At 69.1% G+C, this 16,409-nt stretch carries 16 protein-coding genes; 9 read left to right on the top strand and 7 right to left on the bottom strand.

From position 1 onward, the window contains the following. Positions 1-10 precede the first annotated feature (10 nt). The 6 genes from gyrB to dnaA form a co-directional block, all read right to left on the bottom strand. On the bottom strand, positions 11-2,032 hold the full coding sequence (gene gyrB / locus ACIPK4_RS08565; RefSeq protein WP_402310624.1) for a DNA topoisomerase (ATP-hydrolyzing) subunit B: 2,022 nt from the start codon (positions 2,030-2,032) through the stop codon (positions 11-13). A gap of 407 nt (positions 2,033-2,439) precedes the next feature. After that, entirely contained in the window at positions 2,440-2,967 is a 528-nt protein-coding gene (locus ACIPK4_RS08570) for a DUF721 domain-containing protein (RefSeq protein WP_054227248.1), read from the bottom strand. Then, on the bottom strand, positions 2,964-4,100 hold the full coding sequence (gene recF, locus ACIPK4_RS08575) for a DNA replication/repair protein RecF (protein WP_402310264.1): 1,137 nt from the start codon (positions 4,098-4,100) through the stop codon (positions 2,964-2,966). The genes ACIPK4_RS08570 and recF overlap by 4 nt, the downstream gene beginning before the upstream one ends. A gap of 114 nt (positions 4,101-4,214) precedes the next feature. Further along, positions 4,215-5,150 (bottom strand): phosphogluconate dehydrogenase (NAD(+)-dependent, decarboxylating), encoded by a 936-nt coding sequence (gene gnd / locus ACIPK4_RS08580; protein ID WP_402310267.1) that lies wholly within the window; start codon positions 5,148-5,150, stop codon positions 4,215-4,217. A 164-nt stretch (positions 5,151-5,314) separates the two neighbouring features. After that, entirely contained in the window at positions 5,315-6,445 is a 1,131-nt protein-coding gene (gene dnaN, locus ACIPK4_RS08585; protein WP_402310270.1) for a DNA polymerase III subunit beta, read from the bottom strand. Between the two features lie 887 nt (positions 6,446-7,332). After that, entirely contained in the window at positions 7,333-9,117 is a 1,785-nt protein-coding gene (gene dnaA, locus ACIPK4_RS08590) for a chromosomal replication initiator protein DnaA (protein WP_402310273.1), read from the bottom strand. A 355-nt stretch (positions 9,118-9,472) separates the two neighbouring features. On the opposite strand from dnaA, the gene rpmH reads away from it, so the two are divergent. The 9 genes from rpmH (at position 9,473) to ACIPK4_RS08635 (ending at position 15,917) form a co-directional block, all read left to right on the top strand. After that, positions 9,473-9,610: a 50S ribosomal protein L34 gene (gene rpmH, locus ACIPK4_RS08595; protein WP_018547628.1), complete on the top strand. Its 138-nt coding sequence runs from the start codon at positions 9,473-9,475 to the stop codon at positions 9,608-9,610. Positions 9,611-9,631: 21 nt separating this feature from the next. Then, a complete protein-coding gene (rnpA, locus tag ACIPK4_RS08600; RefSeq protein WP_082411060.1) occupies positions 9,632-10,006 on the top strand; it encodes a ribonuclease P protein component in 375 nt (124 codons plus the stop codon). Next, the gene (yidD, locus tag ACIPK4_RS08605) at positions 10,003-10,284 is read left to right on the top strand and encodes a membrane protein insertion efficiency factor YidD (RefSeq protein ID WP_078613072.1); all 282 of its coding nucleotides are present in this window, start codon (positions 10,003-10,005) and stop codon (positions 10,282-10,284) included. The genes rnpA and yidD overlap by 4 nt, the downstream gene beginning before the upstream one ends. Positions 10,285-10,287: 3 nt before the next feature. Then, a complete protein-coding gene (yidC, locus tag ACIPK4_RS08610) occupies positions 10,288-11,391 on the top strand; it encodes a membrane protein insertase YidC (protein WP_376196414.1) in 1,104 nt (367 codons plus the stop codon). Positions 11,392-11,406: 15 nt separating this feature from the next. Next, positions 11,407-11,919: a R3H domain-containing nucleic acid-binding protein gene (locus ACIPK4_RS08615; RefSeq protein WP_054227241.1), complete on the top strand. Its 513-nt coding sequence runs from the start codon at positions 11,407-11,409 to the stop codon at positions 11,917-11,919. Positions 11,920-12,033: 114 nt separating this feature from the next. Next, positions 12,034-12,774 carry a 16S rRNA (guanine(527)-N(7))-methyltransferase RsmG gene (rsmG, locus tag ACIPK4_RS08620; RefSeq protein ID WP_082411059.1) on the top strand — a complete coding sequence of 247 codons (741 nt, stop codon included), beginning with the start codon at positions 12,034-12,036 and terminating at the stop codon, positions 12,772-12,774. A 246-nt stretch (positions 12,775-13,020) separates the two neighbouring features. Beyond that, the gene (locus ACIPK4_RS08625) at positions 13,021-14,106 is read left to right on the top strand and encodes an AAA family ATPase (RefSeq protein WP_402310278.1); all 1,086 of its coding nucleotides are present in this window, start codon (positions 13,021-13,023) and stop codon (positions 14,104-14,106) included. Further along, a complete protein-coding gene (locus ACIPK4_RS08630; RefSeq protein WP_402310281.1) occupies positions 14,103-15,194 on the top strand; it encodes a ParB/RepB/Spo0J family partition protein in 1,092 nt (363 codons plus the stop codon). The genes ACIPK4_RS08625 and ACIPK4_RS08630 overlap by 4 nt, the downstream gene beginning before the upstream one ends. Before the next feature lie 105 nt (positions 15,195-15,299). After that, positions 15,300-15,917, top strand: a complete 618-nt coding sequence (locus tag ACIPK4_RS08635; protein ID WP_402310284.1) for a GNAT family N-acetyltransferase — start codon at positions 15,300-15,302, stop codon at positions 15,915-15,917. Between the two features lie 95 nt (positions 15,918-16,012). On the opposite strand, the gene trxA is transcribed toward ACIPK4_RS08635, so the two are convergent. Further along, a complete protein-coding gene (gene trxA / locus ACIPK4_RS08640) occupies positions 16,013-16,354 on the bottom strand; it encodes a thioredoxin (protein ID WP_402310287.1) in 342 nt (113 codons plus the stop codon). Positions 16,355-16,409 lie beyond the last annotated feature (55 nt).

A 16,409-nucleotide genomic window follows, 5' to 3' on the forward strand; every position in this document is an offset into this window, starting at 1 on the left:
GGAGACCGACTCAGATGTCGAGGAACCGAACGTCCTTGGCGTTGCGCTGGATGAAGGAGCGCCGCGCCTCGACGTCCTCGCCCATCAGCACCGAGAACAGGTCGTCGGCCTGGGCCGCGTCGTCCAGGGTGACCTGGCCGAGCACGCGGTGGTCCACGTCCATGGTGGTGACGCGCAGTTCCTCGGCGTTCATCTCGCCCAGACCCTTGAAGCGCTGGATCGAGTCTTCCTTGATCCGCTTGCCGTTCTGCTTGCCGAGCTCCACCAGTGCGTCGCGCTCGCGGTCCGAGTACGCGTACTCGAAGTCGTCCCGGCCCCACTTGATCTTGTAGAGCGGCGGGCGCGACAGGTACACGTGGCCGGCCTCGACCAGCGGGCGCATGAAGCGGAACAGGAAGGTCAGCAGCAGGGTGTTGATGTGCTGGCCGTCGACGTCGGCGTCGGCCATCAGGATGATCTTGTGATACCGGAGCTTCTCGATGTCGAAGTCCTCGTGCACACCCGTGCCGAAGGCGCTGATCAGCGCCTGGACCTCGGTGTTCTGGAGGATCTTGTCGATACGGGCCTTCTCGACGTTCAGGATCTTGCCGCGGATGGGCAGGATGGCCTGGTACATCGGGTTGCGGCCGGACTTCGCGGAGCCGCCGGCGGAGTCACCCTCGACGATGAAGATCTCGCACTTGGTGGGGTCGTTCGACTGGCAGTCGGACAGCTTGCCGGGCAGCGAGGCGCTCTCCAGCAGACCCTTGCGGCGCGTCAGATCGCGCGCCTTGCGGGCCGCGACGCGCGCCGTGGCCGCCTGGATCGCCTTGCGGACGATGTCCGCGGCCTCGACCGGGTTGCGGTCGAACCAGTCGTTGAGGTGCTCGTGGACGACCTTCTGCACGAAGGTCTTCGCCTCCGTGTTGCCCAGCTTGGTCTTCGTCTGGCCCTCGAACTGGGGCTCGCCCAGCTTCACCGAGATGATCGCCGTCAGACCCTCGCGGATGTCCTCGCCGGCGAGGTTGTCGTCCTTCTCGCGCAGCAGCTTCTTGTCGCGCGCGTAACGGTTCACCAGACCCGTCAGCGCGGCGCGGAAGCCCTCCTCGTGGGTGCCGCCCTCGTGCGTGTGGATCGTGTTCGCGAAGGAGTAGACGCCCTCGGTGTACTGCGAGTTCCACTGCATCGCGATCTCGACCGAGAGCATGCGCTCCTTGTCCTCGGCCTCGACGTCGATGACGGTCGGGTGGATCAGCTCGCCCTTGCGGGAGTTGAGGTACTTCACGAAGTCGACGATGCCGCCCTCGTAGTAGTACTTCACCGTGCGCGCCTGCGGCTCGGCCGCCTCGGCGTCGGGGTCGTCGGCGCCCACCGTGGCCTTCGCCGACTCGCGCTCGTCGGTCAGCGTCAGGGTCAGGCCCTTGTTGAGGAAGGCCATCTCCTGGAAGCGCCGCGACAGCGTCTCGAAGGAGTACTCGGTCGTCTCGAAGATGTCGCCGTCGGCCCAGAAGGTGACCGAGGTGCCGGTCTCGGCCGTCTCCTCGTTCTTGGCCAGCGGGGCCGTCGGCACGCCGAGCTTGTAGTCCTGGGTCCAGCGGTGGCCGTCCGTCTTGACCTCGACCGCGACCTTGGTCGACAGGGCGTTCACCACGGACACGCCGACGCCGTGCAGACCGCCGGAGACGGCGTAGCCGCCGCCGCCGAACTTGCCGCCCGCGTGCAGGACCGTCAACACGACCTCGACGGCCGGCTTCCCCTCGGACGGAACGATGCCGACCGGGATACCGCGGCCGTTGTCCACCACGCGCACCCCGCCGTCGGCGAGGATCGTCACGTCGATGGTGTCCGCGTGCCCGGCCAGGGCCTCGTCGACCGAGTTGTCGACGACCTCGTAGACGAGGTGGTGCAGACCACGCTCACCCGTCGAGCCGATGTACATACCCGGCCGCTTGCGGACCGCGTCCAGGCCCTCGAGGACCTGGATCGCACTGGCGTCGTAATTCTTCTCGTTGGAGTCGCCGGAATCGGCCACGAAGCGCCCTTTCTGGCACAGCGCAGCCCGTACTCCGGACCAGCATGTGCGCCGGGGGAGCGGCCGCGTCGATCTGCGTGTGTCTGCGTTGTTCGGTGTCACCCCGCGAACGGGCGGGATTGTCTCCAGTCTACCGGTACCACTGACATGGATGGGGGTTTGCCGGTACCTGAGTCCGCATGTGCCGCCCTGAACCTCCTCTCTCCGACTCCCCATATCCGGGGAGGGGCTCAAAGAGGCTCACACGGGCCTCCAGCGCTTCGGCCTGTCAACCTCTCGCTACCGTGAGGGACGCCGCATTCGGAGGAGGTCGCTCCAGCCCCGCCGGGCCCGCTCCGGGGCGTCGGCGTTCGAGGCGCGGGGTCCGGGACGGAGCCCCGGGGCCCGGCCCGGGCTCCCGACACCGGGCCGGGCCGCGGGACGCCCCGTCAGCCCCAGGTGTCCCCGGGACCGCTGCTGCCCGGCGCCCGCAAGGGCCCGTACCGCTTCGGCCGCCCGCCCGGGCCCTGGACCTTGATCATCCGGACCGTGCCCTGCCCCAGGTCGGCGTTCAGCCGCGCCACCAGCTGCGGAGCCAGCAGCTTCAGCTGCGCCGCCCACGCCGAGGAATCACACCGCACGACCAGTTCACGGTCCTCGTACCGGTCCGGTTCACAGTGCGCCGCGATCTCCGGGCCGACGATCTCCGGCCAGCGCTCCATCACGCCCGCCACCGCCATCGGCATCTCCCAGCCGCGCTCCGTGCGCAGCCGGTCCAGCGCCGCCATCAGCGGCATCGGATCCCGGCCGTCCGCGCGCGCCCCCGAGCGCAGCCCCGGCTGACGGCCCCCCTTCTTCCCCGCCGCCGCATTGCCCCGGGCCCGTGCCTGCTCCCGGGCCGCCGCCAGCGCCTGTCGAGCGAGGTCCACGCCCGAGGGCTCCGGGACCTTGCGGGGTCCTTGTGTGTCATCGCTCACAACCGGGTCACCTCACCGCCGGACACCCCGAACCGCGTCCCCGCCAGCACGCCCGGGACATCGTCGTCCACCGCCGCCGTCACCAGTACCTGCTCGCCCGGAGCCACCAGCTCCGCCAGCCGCTCCCGGCGGCGCGCGTCCAGCTCCGCGAACACGTCGTCCAGGATCAGCACCGGCTCGGCGCCCTCCGAGCGCAGCAGCTCGTACGAGGCCAGCCGCAGCGCCAGCGCGTACGACCAGGACTCGCCGTGGCTCGCGTACCCCTTCGCCGGGAGGTCGCCCAGCCGCAGCAGCACGTCGTCCCGGTGCGGGCCCACGAGGGTCACGCCGCGCTCGATCTCCTGCTTGCGCACCTCGGCCAGGGCCGCCAGCAGCACCTCGTACAGCGCCTCGCGGGTCCGCGCCTCACCGCTGTCCACCGGCTCGCCCGCCGAGGCCCTGTACGCCAGCCCCAGCGGGCCGCCGCCCGGCGCGAGCTGCTCGTACGCCTTGTCCGCCAGCGGCAGCAGCGTCGCGATCAGGTCGAGGCGCTGCGCCAGCAGCTCCGCGCCCGCGCGCGCGAGGTGCTGGTCCCAGACGTCGAGGGTGGACAGGTCCATGGAGCGGCCGCCGTGGCGGCGGGCCATCGCCGCCGACTTCAGGAGGGTGTTGCGCTGCTTGAGCACCCGCTCGTAGTCCGACCGGACCCCCGCCATCCGCGGGGAGCGGGCCGTGACCAGCTCGTCGAGGAACCGACGGCGTTCCCCGGGGTCCCCCTTCACCAGGGCCAGGTCCTCCGGCGCGAACAGCACCGTCCGTACGATCCCCAGCACGTCCCGCGGCCTGACCTGCGAGGACCTGTTGATCCGGGCGCGGTTGGCCCGCCCCGGGTTCAGTTCCAGCTCCACGAGCTGCCGGCGCTCCCCGTGGGTGACGGCGGCGCGGATGACCGCCCGGTCGGCGCCCATGCGCACCAGCGGCGCGTCCGAGGAGACCCGGTGGCTGCCCAGCGTGGCCAGGTAGCCGATGGCCTCGACGAGGTTCGTCTTGCCCTGGCCGTTGGGGCCCACGAAGGCGGTGATGCCCGGGCCGAGCTCGACCTCGGCCCGGGCGTACGAGCGGAAGTCGGCCAGTGAGAGATGCGAGACGTGCATACGGCGCCGACCTCCCCCGGCTTCCTGCTGCTCTGCTCCGTGCTGCTGTGGAGCGGTTGTGCACTGCTGTGTACTACTGCGTCCTGCTGTGGATCACGTACGCCCTGCTGTGGATCACGCCTTCTCGACCGCGTGGCCGCCGAACTGGTTGCGCAGGGCGGCGATCATCTTCATCTGCGGGGAGTCGTCCTGGCGGGACGCGAACCGCGCGAAGAGCGAGGCGGTGATCGCGGGCAGCGGCACGGCGTTGTCGATCGCCGCCTCCACCGTCCACCGGCCCTCGCCCGAGTCCTGCGCGAAGCCGCGCAGCTGCTCCAGGTGCTCGTCCTGGTCCAGCGCGTTCACCGCGAGGTCCAGCAGCCACGAGCGGATGACCGTGCCCTCCTGCCAGGACCGGAACACCTCGCGGACGTCGGTGACCGAGTCCACCTTCTCCAGCAGCTCCCAGCCCTCGGCGTAGGCCTGCATCATGGCGTACTCGATGCCGTTGTGGACCATCTTCGCGAAGTGGCCCGCACCCACCTTGCCGGCGTGCACGGCCCCGAACTCGCCCTCGGGCTTGAGCGCGTCGAAGACCGGCTGGACCCGCGCGACGTGGTCCTTCGCGCCGCCGTACATCAGCGCGTAGCCGTTCTCCAGGCCCCAGACGCCGCCCGAGACACCGCAGTCGACGAAGCCGATGCCCTTGGCCGCGAGCTCCTGCGCGTGCTTCTCGTCGTCGGTCCAGCGCGAGTTGCCGCCGTCCACGACGACGTCGCCGATCGAGAGCAGCTCCCCGAGCTCGTCGATGGTCGACTGCGTCGCCGCACCTGCCGGGACCATCACCCACACGACGCGGGGGGCCTGCAGGCTGTCCACAAGTTCCCGCAGGCTGTGGACATCGGCGAGGTCCGGGTTGCGGTCGTATCCGATGACGGTGTGGCCTGCGCGGCGGATGCGCTCGCGCATGTTGCCGCCCATCTTGCCGAGACCGACGAGACCAAGCTCCATCAGGTGGTTCCTTAAGCGTTGTGGCCGTCTGTGCCGGGTTCCCGGCTTCCCCGGGGGCACCCCGGCTCCGAGCCTACGCCGGGCGGTGCCGCCGGGCCCCACGGGCGCTCCCTGGAGGGCCTACGGGCCGGAGCGGTACGGGCGGGGCGGTACGGGCCGGGGGTGCGAACGCCGTCGAGCCCGGCCCCGCAGCCTTGCGAGACCGGGCCCGACGTCCGCGTGCGTCAGCCGGACAGGCGCACCGGCATGATCAGGTACTTGTAGGCCTCGTCGGCTTCGGCGTCGACCGCGGGGCGGCCGCTGAGCAGCGCCGGCTTGGTGGACGTGGTGAAGCTCAGCTGCGCGGCCGGCGAGTCGATCGCGCTCAGACCGTCCAGCAGGAAGGTCGGGTTGAAGGCGATCGAGATGTCGTCGCCCTCGAGCTTGGCGTCCACACGTTCCACAGCCTGTGCATCGTCGGAGGAGCCGGCCTCCAGGATCAGCACCCCCTGCTCGAAGCTGAGGCGGACCGGGGTGTTGCGCTCGGCCACCAGGGCCACGCGCTTGACGGCCTCGACGAACGGGGCCGTCTCGATCACGGCGACGGAGTTGAACTCCGTCGGGAACAGCGTGCGGTACTTCGGCAGGTCGCCTTCGAGGAGGCGGGTCGTGGTGCGGCGGCCGGCGCCCTCGAAGCCGATGAGGCCCTCGCCCGCGCCGGAGCCGGACAGCGCCAGGGTGACGGTGTCACCGCTGGTCAGGGACTTGGCGGTGTCCAGGAGCGTCTTCGCGGGCACCAGGGCCACGGCGGAGGCGTCCGGGTTCTCCGGCTTCCACAGGAACTCGCGGACCGCGAAGCGGTAGCGGTCGGTGGAGGCGAGGGTGACGCGGTCGCCCTCGATCTCGATGCGGACACCGGTGAGCACGGGCAGCGTGTCGTCGCGGCCGGCGGCGATGGCGACCTGGGCGGCGGCGGAGGCGAAGACCTCACCGGGCACGGTGCCGGTCGCGGTCGGCATCTGCGGCAGGGCCGGGTACTCCTCCACAGGGAGGGTGTGGAGTGTGAATCGCGAGGAGCCGCAGACCACGGTCGCCCGTACACCGTCTGTGGAAATCTCCACCGGGCGGTTGGGGAGGGCGCGGCAGATGTCGGCGAGCAGCCGGCCGGAGACGAGGACGGTGCCGTCCTCCTCGACGTCCGCCTCGACGGAGACGCGGGCGGAGACCTCGTAGTCGAAGCCGGAGAGGGACAGGGTGCCCTCCTCGGCCTTCAGCAGCAGGCCCGCGAGAACGGGCACCGGCGGCCGGGCCGGGAGGCTGCGTGCAGCCCAGGCCACCGCCTCCGCGAGTACGTCGCGCTCCACCCGGATCTTCACCGGAACCGCCTCCTGCTGTTGCTCGCTCGTCTGCCGGCCTTCGTCGTCGGCTCGTCGATGCCTCGACCGATGCCGGGGACCAGTCTGACGTACGGCGCCGACAGTCGTTGCTGCCGCCGGTCAAATCGGGAGCGAGGTGTCGGGGAGGGCCGCCCACCGAGTTGTGCACAGGACCTGCTTGAAAACCGAAACCGGCCTAACTCTCTATGGGGGTAGTAGTAGGGCCTGTGGAAACGGTGGATAACCCGGTTCTCGCAGGTCACCTGCCGTTTTTTATCCCCACACCCTGTGGGTGGCACCGGTGGACAACACGGTGCGTCTGTGGAGAACGAAAACTTCTGCACAGGCCATCCCCAGGTGACCCCGACTACTCCACAGGTGTGTCCCCAGCTTTCCCCAGGTACTCCACAACCCAAACGTCGACTTCCGTGTGACGGCTTTCACTCCGGGCGGTGACCGGGGGTGCGATGTTGCCGAACAGTGGACAGCGATGTGGGTAACCCGCCGCATCCTGTGCACAGGATGCGGGAACCTGTGGGTCGGCGGTGGACAGAGGCGTGGACGAGCCTGTGGACGAAAGTTCTGTCCACAGGCTGTGGATGACGCTTGCGCACAATTCCACAGGGGGCTGACCAGCTCTGATGGTGCCTCACCCCCGGGCCCTGTGGACAGATTGTGGGTGACGGGGGCCGTCCCCACCCTGTGGACGGAAGAAAGTCGCGGAATCTGTGGATGAGTTGCTCCACAGGGGGCGTATTCGAACAGGTCAGGGGCGCACGCACGAAGAAGGGCGCCCCCGGAGTACCCCGGGAGCGCCCTCTGGATGCGTTTGGAGAGGCCTCCGCGGAGGCTCCGCAGCCTCTGCCGGCCCGTCTGCCGCCGCCGGTTCAGCCGTTCTTGATGCGGTTGGTGAGCTCGGTGACCTGGTTGTAGATGGAGCGCCGCTCCGCCATCAGGGCGCGGATCTTGCGGTCCGCGTGCATGACGGTCGTGTGGTCGCGGCCCCCGAACTGGGCCCCGATCTTGGGCAGGGAGAGGTCCGTGAGCTCACGGCACAGGTACATGGCGATCTGCCGGGCCGTGACCAGGACGCGGCTGCGTGAGGAGCCGCACAGGTCGTCCACGGTGAGGCCGAAGTAGTCGGCGGTGGCGGCCATGATGTCCGAGGCCGTGATCTCGGGGGCCGAGTCCTCCCCGCCGGGGATCAGGTTCTTGAGGACGTCCTCGGTCAGGCCCAGGTCCACCGGCTGCCGGTTCAGGCTCGCGAAGGCAGTGACCCGGATCAGCGCCCCCTCCAGCTCGCGGATGTTGCGCGAGATGCGGGAGGCGATGAACTCCAGTACCTCCGGCGGGGCGTTGAGCTGCTCCTGTACGGCCTTCTTGCGAAGGATCGCGATACGGGTCTCCAGCTCGGGCGGCTGGACGTCGGTGATCAGGCCCCACTCGAAGCGGTTGCGGAGCCGGTCCTCGAGGGTGACCAGCTGCTTGGGCGGCCGGTCGGAGGACAGCACGATCTGCTTGTTGGCGTTGTGGAGCGTGTTGAAGGTGTGGAAGAACTCCTCCTGCGTCGACTCCTTGCTCGCGAGGAACTGGATGTCGTCGACGAGCAGGATGTCCATCTCGCGGTAGCGCTTGCGGAACGCGTCGCCCTTGCCGTCCCGGATCGAGTTGATGAACTCGTTGGTGAACTCCTCCGAGCTCACGTACCGCACGCGGGTGCCGGGGTAGAGGCTGCGCGCGTAGTGCCCGATGGCGTGCAGCAGATGCGTTTTGCCCAGGCCCGACTCCCCGTAGATGAAGAGGGGGTTGTACGCCTTGGCGGGTGCCTCGGCGACGGCCACCGCGGCGGCGTGCGCGAAGCGGTTGGAGGCGCCGATGACGAAGGTGTCGAACAGGTACTTGGGGTTCAGCCGGGCGGTCGGCTCCAGCGGGCCCGAGGTCGAGCCGCCCGACGGGGCCGGCGGCGGTGCGGGCCGGCCGGGCGCGGGGCGCGCGGCCGGCTGCTCGTACTGCTGCTGCTCGTACGGGTGGGACTGCTGCGGGGGGCGGGGCTCGTACGGCTGCTGCTCGTACGGCTGCTGTTCATAGGAGCCCTGCTCGTAGCCGCCCGACTCGGGCTGCTGGAGGTAGCCCGGCTGCGGGGAGGCGTACGGATCGCGCTCGGGGAAGCCGCCGAGGCGCGGCTGCTGCCAGCCGTAGTCGTCCTGCTGGCCGCCGCGCGGCCAGGAACCGGGCTCGGGGCGCGACTGCTGGTAGTCCGGGTAGGCGGGGCGGGCGGTCGGGAGCTGGTCGTCGGACGGGCCGCCGGGGCCGGTGTGGCCGCCGTTGCGCTGGCCGCCGTACGGCTCGTAGGACTCGGAGCGCTGCTGCCCGGGCGCGGCCAGGGGCGCGGGCTCGCCGGCCGAGTCGTCCACGGTGATGGCGATGCGGATGGGGCGGCCGCACTCGCGGCTGAGCGCATCGCTGATCAGCGGGGCGAGCCGGCCCTCCAGGACGCGCTTGCCGTACTCGTTGGGTACGGCGAGCAGTGCGGTGTCGGCGACGAGGGCCAGGGGCTGGCAGCGCTCCACCCACTGCTTGTCCTTGGGCTCGATCGCCTGCTGTCCCTCCCCGAGGAGCTTTTCGAGCACCCTTGGCCACACTGCGGCAAGATCGGCAGGTACGTCAGCCACAGAGCACGCTCTCTCACAGGGGTCCCACGAATGTGTGGTTCTTTGGGACGGTCGGGACAAAAAATCCGGGATCAGACAACGGTAGTCAGCCCGACGGGTACGGTTCAAGTCGTTGTCCACAGCCTGTGCACAGTGTGGGGGCACGTCGCCTCGGTTTGACCGGATGGCGTAGCCGCGCGTACCGTAACGAGGTCGAGTTGTCGATGGCTGCTGCCGCCTGCCTACCGATGGGCGAAGATCACCTTTTGTGATCGTTTAGCGGTGCCACTCGGGCGAACACGCGAGTTTCCTCGTGGGCGCACGGTGACAGCCAGGCGATGTCCCGCCACAACGATTCATTCTCTGGAGCCCCCGAGTGAGCAAGCGCACCTTCCAGCCGAACAACCGCCGTCGTGCCAAGACCCACGGCTTCCGCCTGCGGATGCGTACCCGTGCCGGTCGCGCGATCCTGGCGAACCGCCGCAGCAAGGGCCGCGCCGCCCTCTCCGCGTAACAACGCGCAGGTCGTGACGTCGTGCTGTCTCCCGAAAATCGGCTGAGGCGGCGCGAGGACTTCGCGAGCGCGGTGCGTCGAGGTCGTCGGGCAGGTCGCCCGCTCCTCGTCGTCCACCTACGTACCAGCGGTGCAACGGACCCGCACGAGCCGGGGGAGATCGATCCCTCGACGCGTGCGGGTTTCGTCGTCAGCAAGGCCGTGGGTGGCGCTGTCGTACGTAACCGGGTCAAGCGCCGTTTGCGTCACCTTGTCCGCGAGCGGCTCTGCCGCCTGCCCGCCGGTAGCCTGGTGGTGGTGCGGGCGTTGCCCGGAGCGGGTGACGCCGGCGTCGACGAACTGGCCCGGGACCTGGATGCCGCTCTGACGCGGCTCCTGGGAGGCGTGGCTCGATGAAGTACCCGCTGCTCGCATTGATCAAGCTGTACCAGTGGACCATCAGTCCGCTGCTCGGGCCGGTGTGCCGTTATTACCCCTCGTGCTCGCACTACGGGTTCACGGCCATCGACCGGCATGGTGCGGTGAAGGGGACGGTTCTGACCGGCTGGCGGATCCTGCGGTGCAATCCGTGGTCCGCCGGTGGTGTCGACCATGTCCCACCCCGTAAACGCCCGCGTTGGCACGAGCAGCTGCGCAGTGCGTTGCGTAGATCTCGCAATGCTCAAGGAGCCTGATTAGTGGACACGATTGCCAGTCTGTTCAGCTTTATCACCACGCCCGTCTCGTGGGTCATCGTCCAGTTCCACAGCTTGTACGGTGCGATCTTCGGACCGGACAGCGGCTGGGCCTGGGGCCTGTCGATCGTGTCCCTGGTGGTCTTGATCCGTATCTGCCTGATCCCGCTCTTCGTGAAGCAGATCAAGGCGACGCGTGGCATGCAGGCGCTCCAGCCGAAGATGAAGGCGATCCAGGAGCGCTACAAGAACGACAAGCAGCGCCAGTCCGAAGAGATGATGAAGCTGTACAAGGAGACGGGTACCAACCCGCTCTCCTCGTGCCTTCCGATCATCGCGCAGTCCCCGTTCTTCTTCGCGCTGTACCACGTGCTCTCGGCCATCGCCAACGGCAAGACCATCGGCGTGATCAACGAGTCGCTGCTGGAGAGTGCCCGCCAGGCGCACATCTTCGGTGCCCCGCTGGCGGCGAAGTTCACGGACAGCGAGGAGAAGGTCGCCGCGCTCGGCGCCTCCCTGACCGACGTCCGGATCGTGACCGCGGTCATGATCGTCCTGATGTCGCTGTCGCAGTTCTACACCCAGCGTCAGCTGATGCAGAAGAACGTCGACCTCTCGGTGAAGACGCCGTTCATGCAGCAGCAGAAGATGCTGATGTACATCTTCCCGCTGATCTTCGCGTTCATGGGCATCAACTTCCCCGTGGGTGTTCTCGTCTACTGGCTGACCACGAACGTGTGGACCATGGGCCAGCAGATGTACGTGATCAACCAGAACCCGACGCCGGGCAGCAAGGCGCAGGACCAGTACCTGACCCGTCTGCTGAAGCACGTGACCACGCACGGCGAGGTCAAGGGTCGGGGCAAGAAGAAGATCGTCGCGGCGATCGTGGCCAAGGGCCCGGACCGCAACGACAACGAGCGCAAGTTCATCACGGCTCTCACGAAGCAGGGTCTGGCTGCGCAGGCGGACGGGTCTGTGATCAAGAGCGCCGAGGCCACGGCGGATTCGGACGCGGCGAGCGGTGGTGCCGCCAAGCGGCAGCAGCCGAAGCGGCAGACGAAATCGCAGCGTCAGACGCCCCCCAAGCCCTCTTCCAAGAAGTAAGAAGGAGTCCCTCCCGTGACGGAAGGCACCACCACGGCCGCCGCTGAGAGTGGCGACACCCTCACCCGCCTCGAGCAGGAGGGCGAGATCGCGGCCGACTACCTCGAGGGTCTGCTGGACATCGCCGACCTGGACGGGGACATCGACATGGACGTCGAGGCCGACCGGGCCGCGGTGTCCATCGTCAGCGACTCGGCCAGCCGCGACCTCCAGAAGCTCGTGGGGCGCGACGGTGAGGTCCTGGAGGCGCTCCAGGAGCTGACCCGCCTCGCCGTGCACCGCGAGACCGGTGACCGCAGCCGGCTGATGCTCGACATCGCAGGCTTCCGCGCGAAGAAGCGCGAGGAGCTGGCGGCGCTGGGCGCCAAGGCGGCCGCGGACGTGAAGGCGTCCGGCGAGCCCCTGAAGCTGGCGCCGATGACGCCCTTCGAGCGGAAGGTCGTCCACGACGCCGTGGCGGCTGCGGGTCTGAAGAGCGAGTCGGAGGGCGAGGAGCCGCAGCGCTTCGTCGTCGTGCTCCCGGCCTGACCCCAAGCCCGAGTGTGTTCGGCCCCGTCTGTGTCGCAGACGGGGCCGATGTTTGTCAGCCTGGCAGTGCCTGTCTGGGCGGTGCCAGTTCGTGCAGTGCGTTTTCAACGATCCATGCGGTACGGAAGGACGGTCCCCGTGACGGAGGCAGCGGAGCTTCCCCCGGCGCCTGAAGAGGCGCGCGCGGTGTTCGGCGAGTTTTTCCCGGAAGCTGTGCGGTATGCGGAGCTGCTGGCGGACGCCGGGGTCAAGCGGGGGCTGATCGGCCCGCGCGAAGTGCCCCGGCTGTGGGAGCGGCACCTGCTGAACTGCGCGGTGCTCTCGGAAGTGGTGCCCGAGGGCGTCACCGTGTGCGACGTGGGCTCGGGGGCCGGCCTGCCCGGCATTCCGCTGGCCCTGGTGCGGCGGGATCTGAAGATCACGCTGCTGGAGCCGCTGCTGCGGCGGACGACTTTCCTGCAGGAAGCCGTGGAGCTGCTGGGCCTGGACCACGTCACGGTGGTGCGCGGCAGGGCCGAGGAGGTTCTCGGCAAGGTGCAGCCGGTGCACGTGGTGACGGCACGGGCCGTGGCACCCCTGGACCGGCTGGCGGGCTGGGGCGTCCCCCTGCTGCGTCCGTACGGGGAGATGCTCGCCCTGAAGGGCGACACCGCGGAGGAAGAGCTGGTGGCGGCGAAGGTCGCGCTGGCGAAACTGGGTGTGGTGAAGACCTCGGTGCTCCAGGTGGGCGAAGGGGTCGTCGATCCCCTGTCCACGGTCGTCCGGGTCGAGGTCGGAGAAAGCCCCGGTGGGGTGAGGTTCGCGGCCAAGCGGGCTAAGGCCGCTCGCACCAGCCGGACCCGCCGCCGTCGCTGACGACGGGTGCGTTGCGCCCTATAGGTATGGATTTCGGAGTGTCGTAGCGGCCCGAAGACCCTGTCCGGGCGCTGTCCGGGCATCGTGTTTCACGTGAAACGTCGCTCTCTGCTGCACGGAATCATCAGCCGCGGCCGTGCGGCTGCGTCCCCCCGTCACCGTACGGAGAAAGGGGGGACGGAGTTGTCCACAACGGTGGATTCATCCACAGGAGTACGGGCCCCGCTGGTTCGCGACCCCGGTGGCATGGCAGGCTCTGTTCATCGCGAGCCTGATGTCGAGGAGAGTGACACCGTGCGGTCCGACGCCAACCTCGCGGGGCCGATGGCCGACCCGGTCCCCGGTCCCCGCTCTGAACCGGCGGGCGACGATGTTTCACGTGAAACATCGTCGCCCCTTGTAGACAACGACACGCCCATCGGCCGTGCCGCCCAGCTGGCCGTCGAGGCGCTGGGGCGTAGCGGTGAGAAGCTGCCCCGCCCGGACCAGACCCGGGTCATCGTGGTCGCCAACCAGAAGGGCGGCGTGGGCAAGACCACGACGACCGTGAACCTGGCGGCCTCACTGGCTCTGCACGGGGCGCGGGTCCTGGTGGTCGACCTCGACCCCCAGGGCAACGCCTCCACGGCGCTGGGCATCGACCATCACGCGGATGTGCCCTCGATCTACGACGTGCTCGTGGACAGTCGGCCGCTGCTGGAGGTCGTCCAGCCGGTGGTGGACGTCGAGGGGCTGTTCTGTGCGCCGGCCACGATCGACCTGGCGGGCGCCGAGATCGAGCTGGTGTCGCTCGTGGCGCGCGAAAGCCGGCTCCAGAGGGCCATCCAGGCGTACGAGCAGCCGCTGGACTACATCCTGATCGACTGCCCGCCTTCCCTGGGGCTGCTCACGGTGAACGCCCTGGTGGCCGGCGCCGAAGTGCTGATCCCGATCCAGTGCGAGTACTACGCGCTGGAGGGACTGGGTCAGCTGCTGCGCAACGTCGACCTGGTGCGCGCCCACCTGAACCCGACGCTGCACGTGTCGACGATCCTGCTGACGATGTACGACGGCAGGACCCGGCTGGCTTCCCAGGTGGCGGAGGAGGTGCGCACCCACTTCGGCAAGGAGGTGCTGCGCACGAGCATCCCGCGATCGGTGCGTATTTCCGAGGCCCCGAGCTACGGCCAGACGGTGCTCACGTACGATCCGGGTTCCAGCGGCTCCTTGTCCTACTTGGAGGCGGCGCGTGAGATCGCGCTGCGGGGGGCCGGAATGTCGTACGACGCCCAGCACGCCCACTCGGGCGCGGGCCTGAACAGCACGCAGAGTGTGGCGGAGGGGATCCAGTGAGTGAGCGACGTAGGGGTCTGGGGCGGGGGCTCGGTGCGCTGATCCCCGCCGCTCCTCAGGAGAAGACACCGCCGGTGATCGGTGCGGGCTCGACGTCTCCGTCGGCCGTACCGCTGTTGCCTTCGGAGCGCGGGGTCGCCGCGGCGAAGCTGGCGGCCTTGGCGCAGCCGGATGTCGCACGTGAGGCACCGGTCGCGGTGGCCGTGGCGGAGGAACCGCAGACGGCGGAGCCCCAAGCCCAGGTGGTCGCCGGGGCGACGTTCGCGGAGCTTCCGATGGACGCGATCACGCCGAACCCGCGCCAGCCCCGCGAGGTGTTCGACGAGGATGCACTGGCGGAGCTGGTGACCTCGATCCAGGAGGTGGGTCTGCTCCAGCCGGTGGTGGTGCGGCAGTCCGCTCCGGACCGCTACGAGCTCATCATGGGCGAGCGTCGTTGGCGGGCGTGCCGCGAGGCGGGGCTGGAGCGCATTCCTGCGATCATCCGCGCGACGGACGACGAGAAGCTGCTGCTGGACGCCCTCCTGGAGAACCTGCACCGGGCGCAGCTGAACCCTCTGGAGGAGGCGGCCGCGTACGACCAGCTGCTCCAGGACTTCAACTGCACGCACGACCAGCTGGCCGACCGGATCGGGCGTTCGCGTCCGCAGGTGTCGAACACGCTCCGCCTGCTGAAGCTGTCCCCGCCGGTGCAGCGCCGGGTGGCCGCGGGTGTCCTGTCCGCCGGCCATGCGCGTGCGCTGCTGTCGGTGGAGGAGTCCGAGGTACAGGACCGGCTGGCGCACCGGATCGTGGCCGAGGGCCTGTCGGTGCGCGCCGTCGAGGAGATCGTGTCGCTGATGGGCTCGGAGCCTTCGGCGGCCGTCAAGCCGAGGGGTCCGCGGGCCGGTGCCCGGGTGGCTCCGGCTCTGAGTGAGCTGGCGACGCGGCTGTCGGACCGGTTCGAGACCCGTGTGAAGGTGGATCTGGGCCAGAAGAAGGGCAAGATCACCGTCGAGTTCGCCTCGATGGAGGATCTGGAGCGGATTCTGGGCACGCTGGCACCGGGCGAGGGCCGGGTGCTGGAGCAGGGACTGTCCGGGGAGTGAGTCCCCGGCCGCCGAGGGGCGGGTCGTGCCGGTGCGAACCGGCGCGGTCCGCCCCTTTGCCTTGTTGCGGTTTCGCCTGTTTCGGGCTGTGGATACGATGCGCTCATGGGGCGTCGGTTGGTACCACTCACGCTGGACAACCTCCAGGATCTGCCTCGGCGTTGCCGGTCCTGTGTGTTCTGGGAGTTGGATCCGGTCACTGGTGAGGCCGCCGTGAAGGCGGGGACTTCGGCGCTGGAGAAGGAGGCCTGGATCTCCGCCGTCCTGCTGGAGTGGGGTTCGTGCGGCCGCGTGGTCTATGTGGATGAAGTCCCCGTGGGATTCGTGCTGTACGCGCCGCCGGCCTATGTTCCGCGGGCCACGGCCTTTCCCACGAGTCCGGTGTCTCCGGATGCGGTGCAGCTGATCACGGCCTGGATCATGCCGGGCTATCAGGGGCAGGGTCTGGGGCGGGTGATGGTTCAGACGGTGGCGAAGGATCTGCTGCGGCGCGGGTTCCGGGCGATCGAGGCTTTCGGGGACGCGCGATGGGAAGGTCCGGCGTGCCTGCTCCCGGCGGAGCACCTGCTGGCCGTGGGCTTCAAGACGGTGCGGCCGCATGCCGTGCATCCGCGGCTACGGCTGGAGCTGCGCTCGACGCTCTCGTGGAAGGAAGACGTGGAGCTCGCGCTGGACCGGTTGCTCGGTGCGGCTCGGAAAGAGCCCGCGCTACGCCCGCTGTGATGTGCGAACGGGGCCGCCCCTTGGAGGGGCGGCCCCGTTTCACGTGAAACACTCCCGGCTGCCGCCAGGTGGCGTTTCCGACCGTCGTGCAACCGTCAGACGGCCTTGACCTCGATGAACTCGTTGAGGTCGCGCAGGATGGCGGCCTTGGGCTTGGCACCGACGATGGTCTTGGCCACCTGGCCACCCTGATAGACGTTCAGGGTCGGGATGGACATGACGCCGTACTTGGCGGCCGTGTTCGGGTTCTCGTCGATGTTCAGCTTGACGATCTCGATCTGGTCGCCGTACTCGGCAGCGATGGCCTCCAGGGACGGGGCGATCTGGCGGCACGGACCGCACCAGGCCGCCCAGAAGTCCACCAGGACGGGCTTGTCGCTCTTCAGGACCTCGGCGTCGAAGTCGGCGTCGGTCACGTTCTTGAGGGTGCCGGCCACAGCGGCCTCCTAATTCTTCCTGCGGGGTGTGGGGTGTGGGGGGTGAGCGTGGGGG

It is taken from the genome of Streptomyces sp. NPDC086989 (assembly GCF_044745505.1).
Lineage (GTDB): Bacteria > Actinomycetota > Actinomycetes > Streptomycetales > Streptomycetaceae > Streptomyces.

Bases quoted from the DNA above. Each gene is read 5' to 3' on its own strand.
- recF (WP_402310264.1), bottom strand. From the start codon at position 4,100: ATGCACGTCTCGCATCTCTCACTGGCCGACTTCCGCTCGTACGCCCGG.
- yidD (WP_078613072.1), top strand. From the start codon at position 10,003: ATGAAGTACCCGCTGCTCGCATTGATCAAGCTGTACCAGTGGACCATC.
- rsmG (WP_082411059.1), top strand. From the start codon at position 12,034: ATGCGGTACGGAAGGACGGTCCCCGTGACGGAGGCAGCGGAGCTTCCC.
- ACIPK4_RS08625 (WP_402310278.1), top strand. From the start codon at position 13,021: ATGGCAGGCTCTGTTCATCGCGAGCCTGATGTCGAGGAGAGTGACACC.
- ACIPK4_RS08635 (WP_402310284.1), top strand. From the start codon at position 15,300: ATGGGGCGTCGGTTGGTACCACTCACGCTGGACAACCTCCAGGATCTG.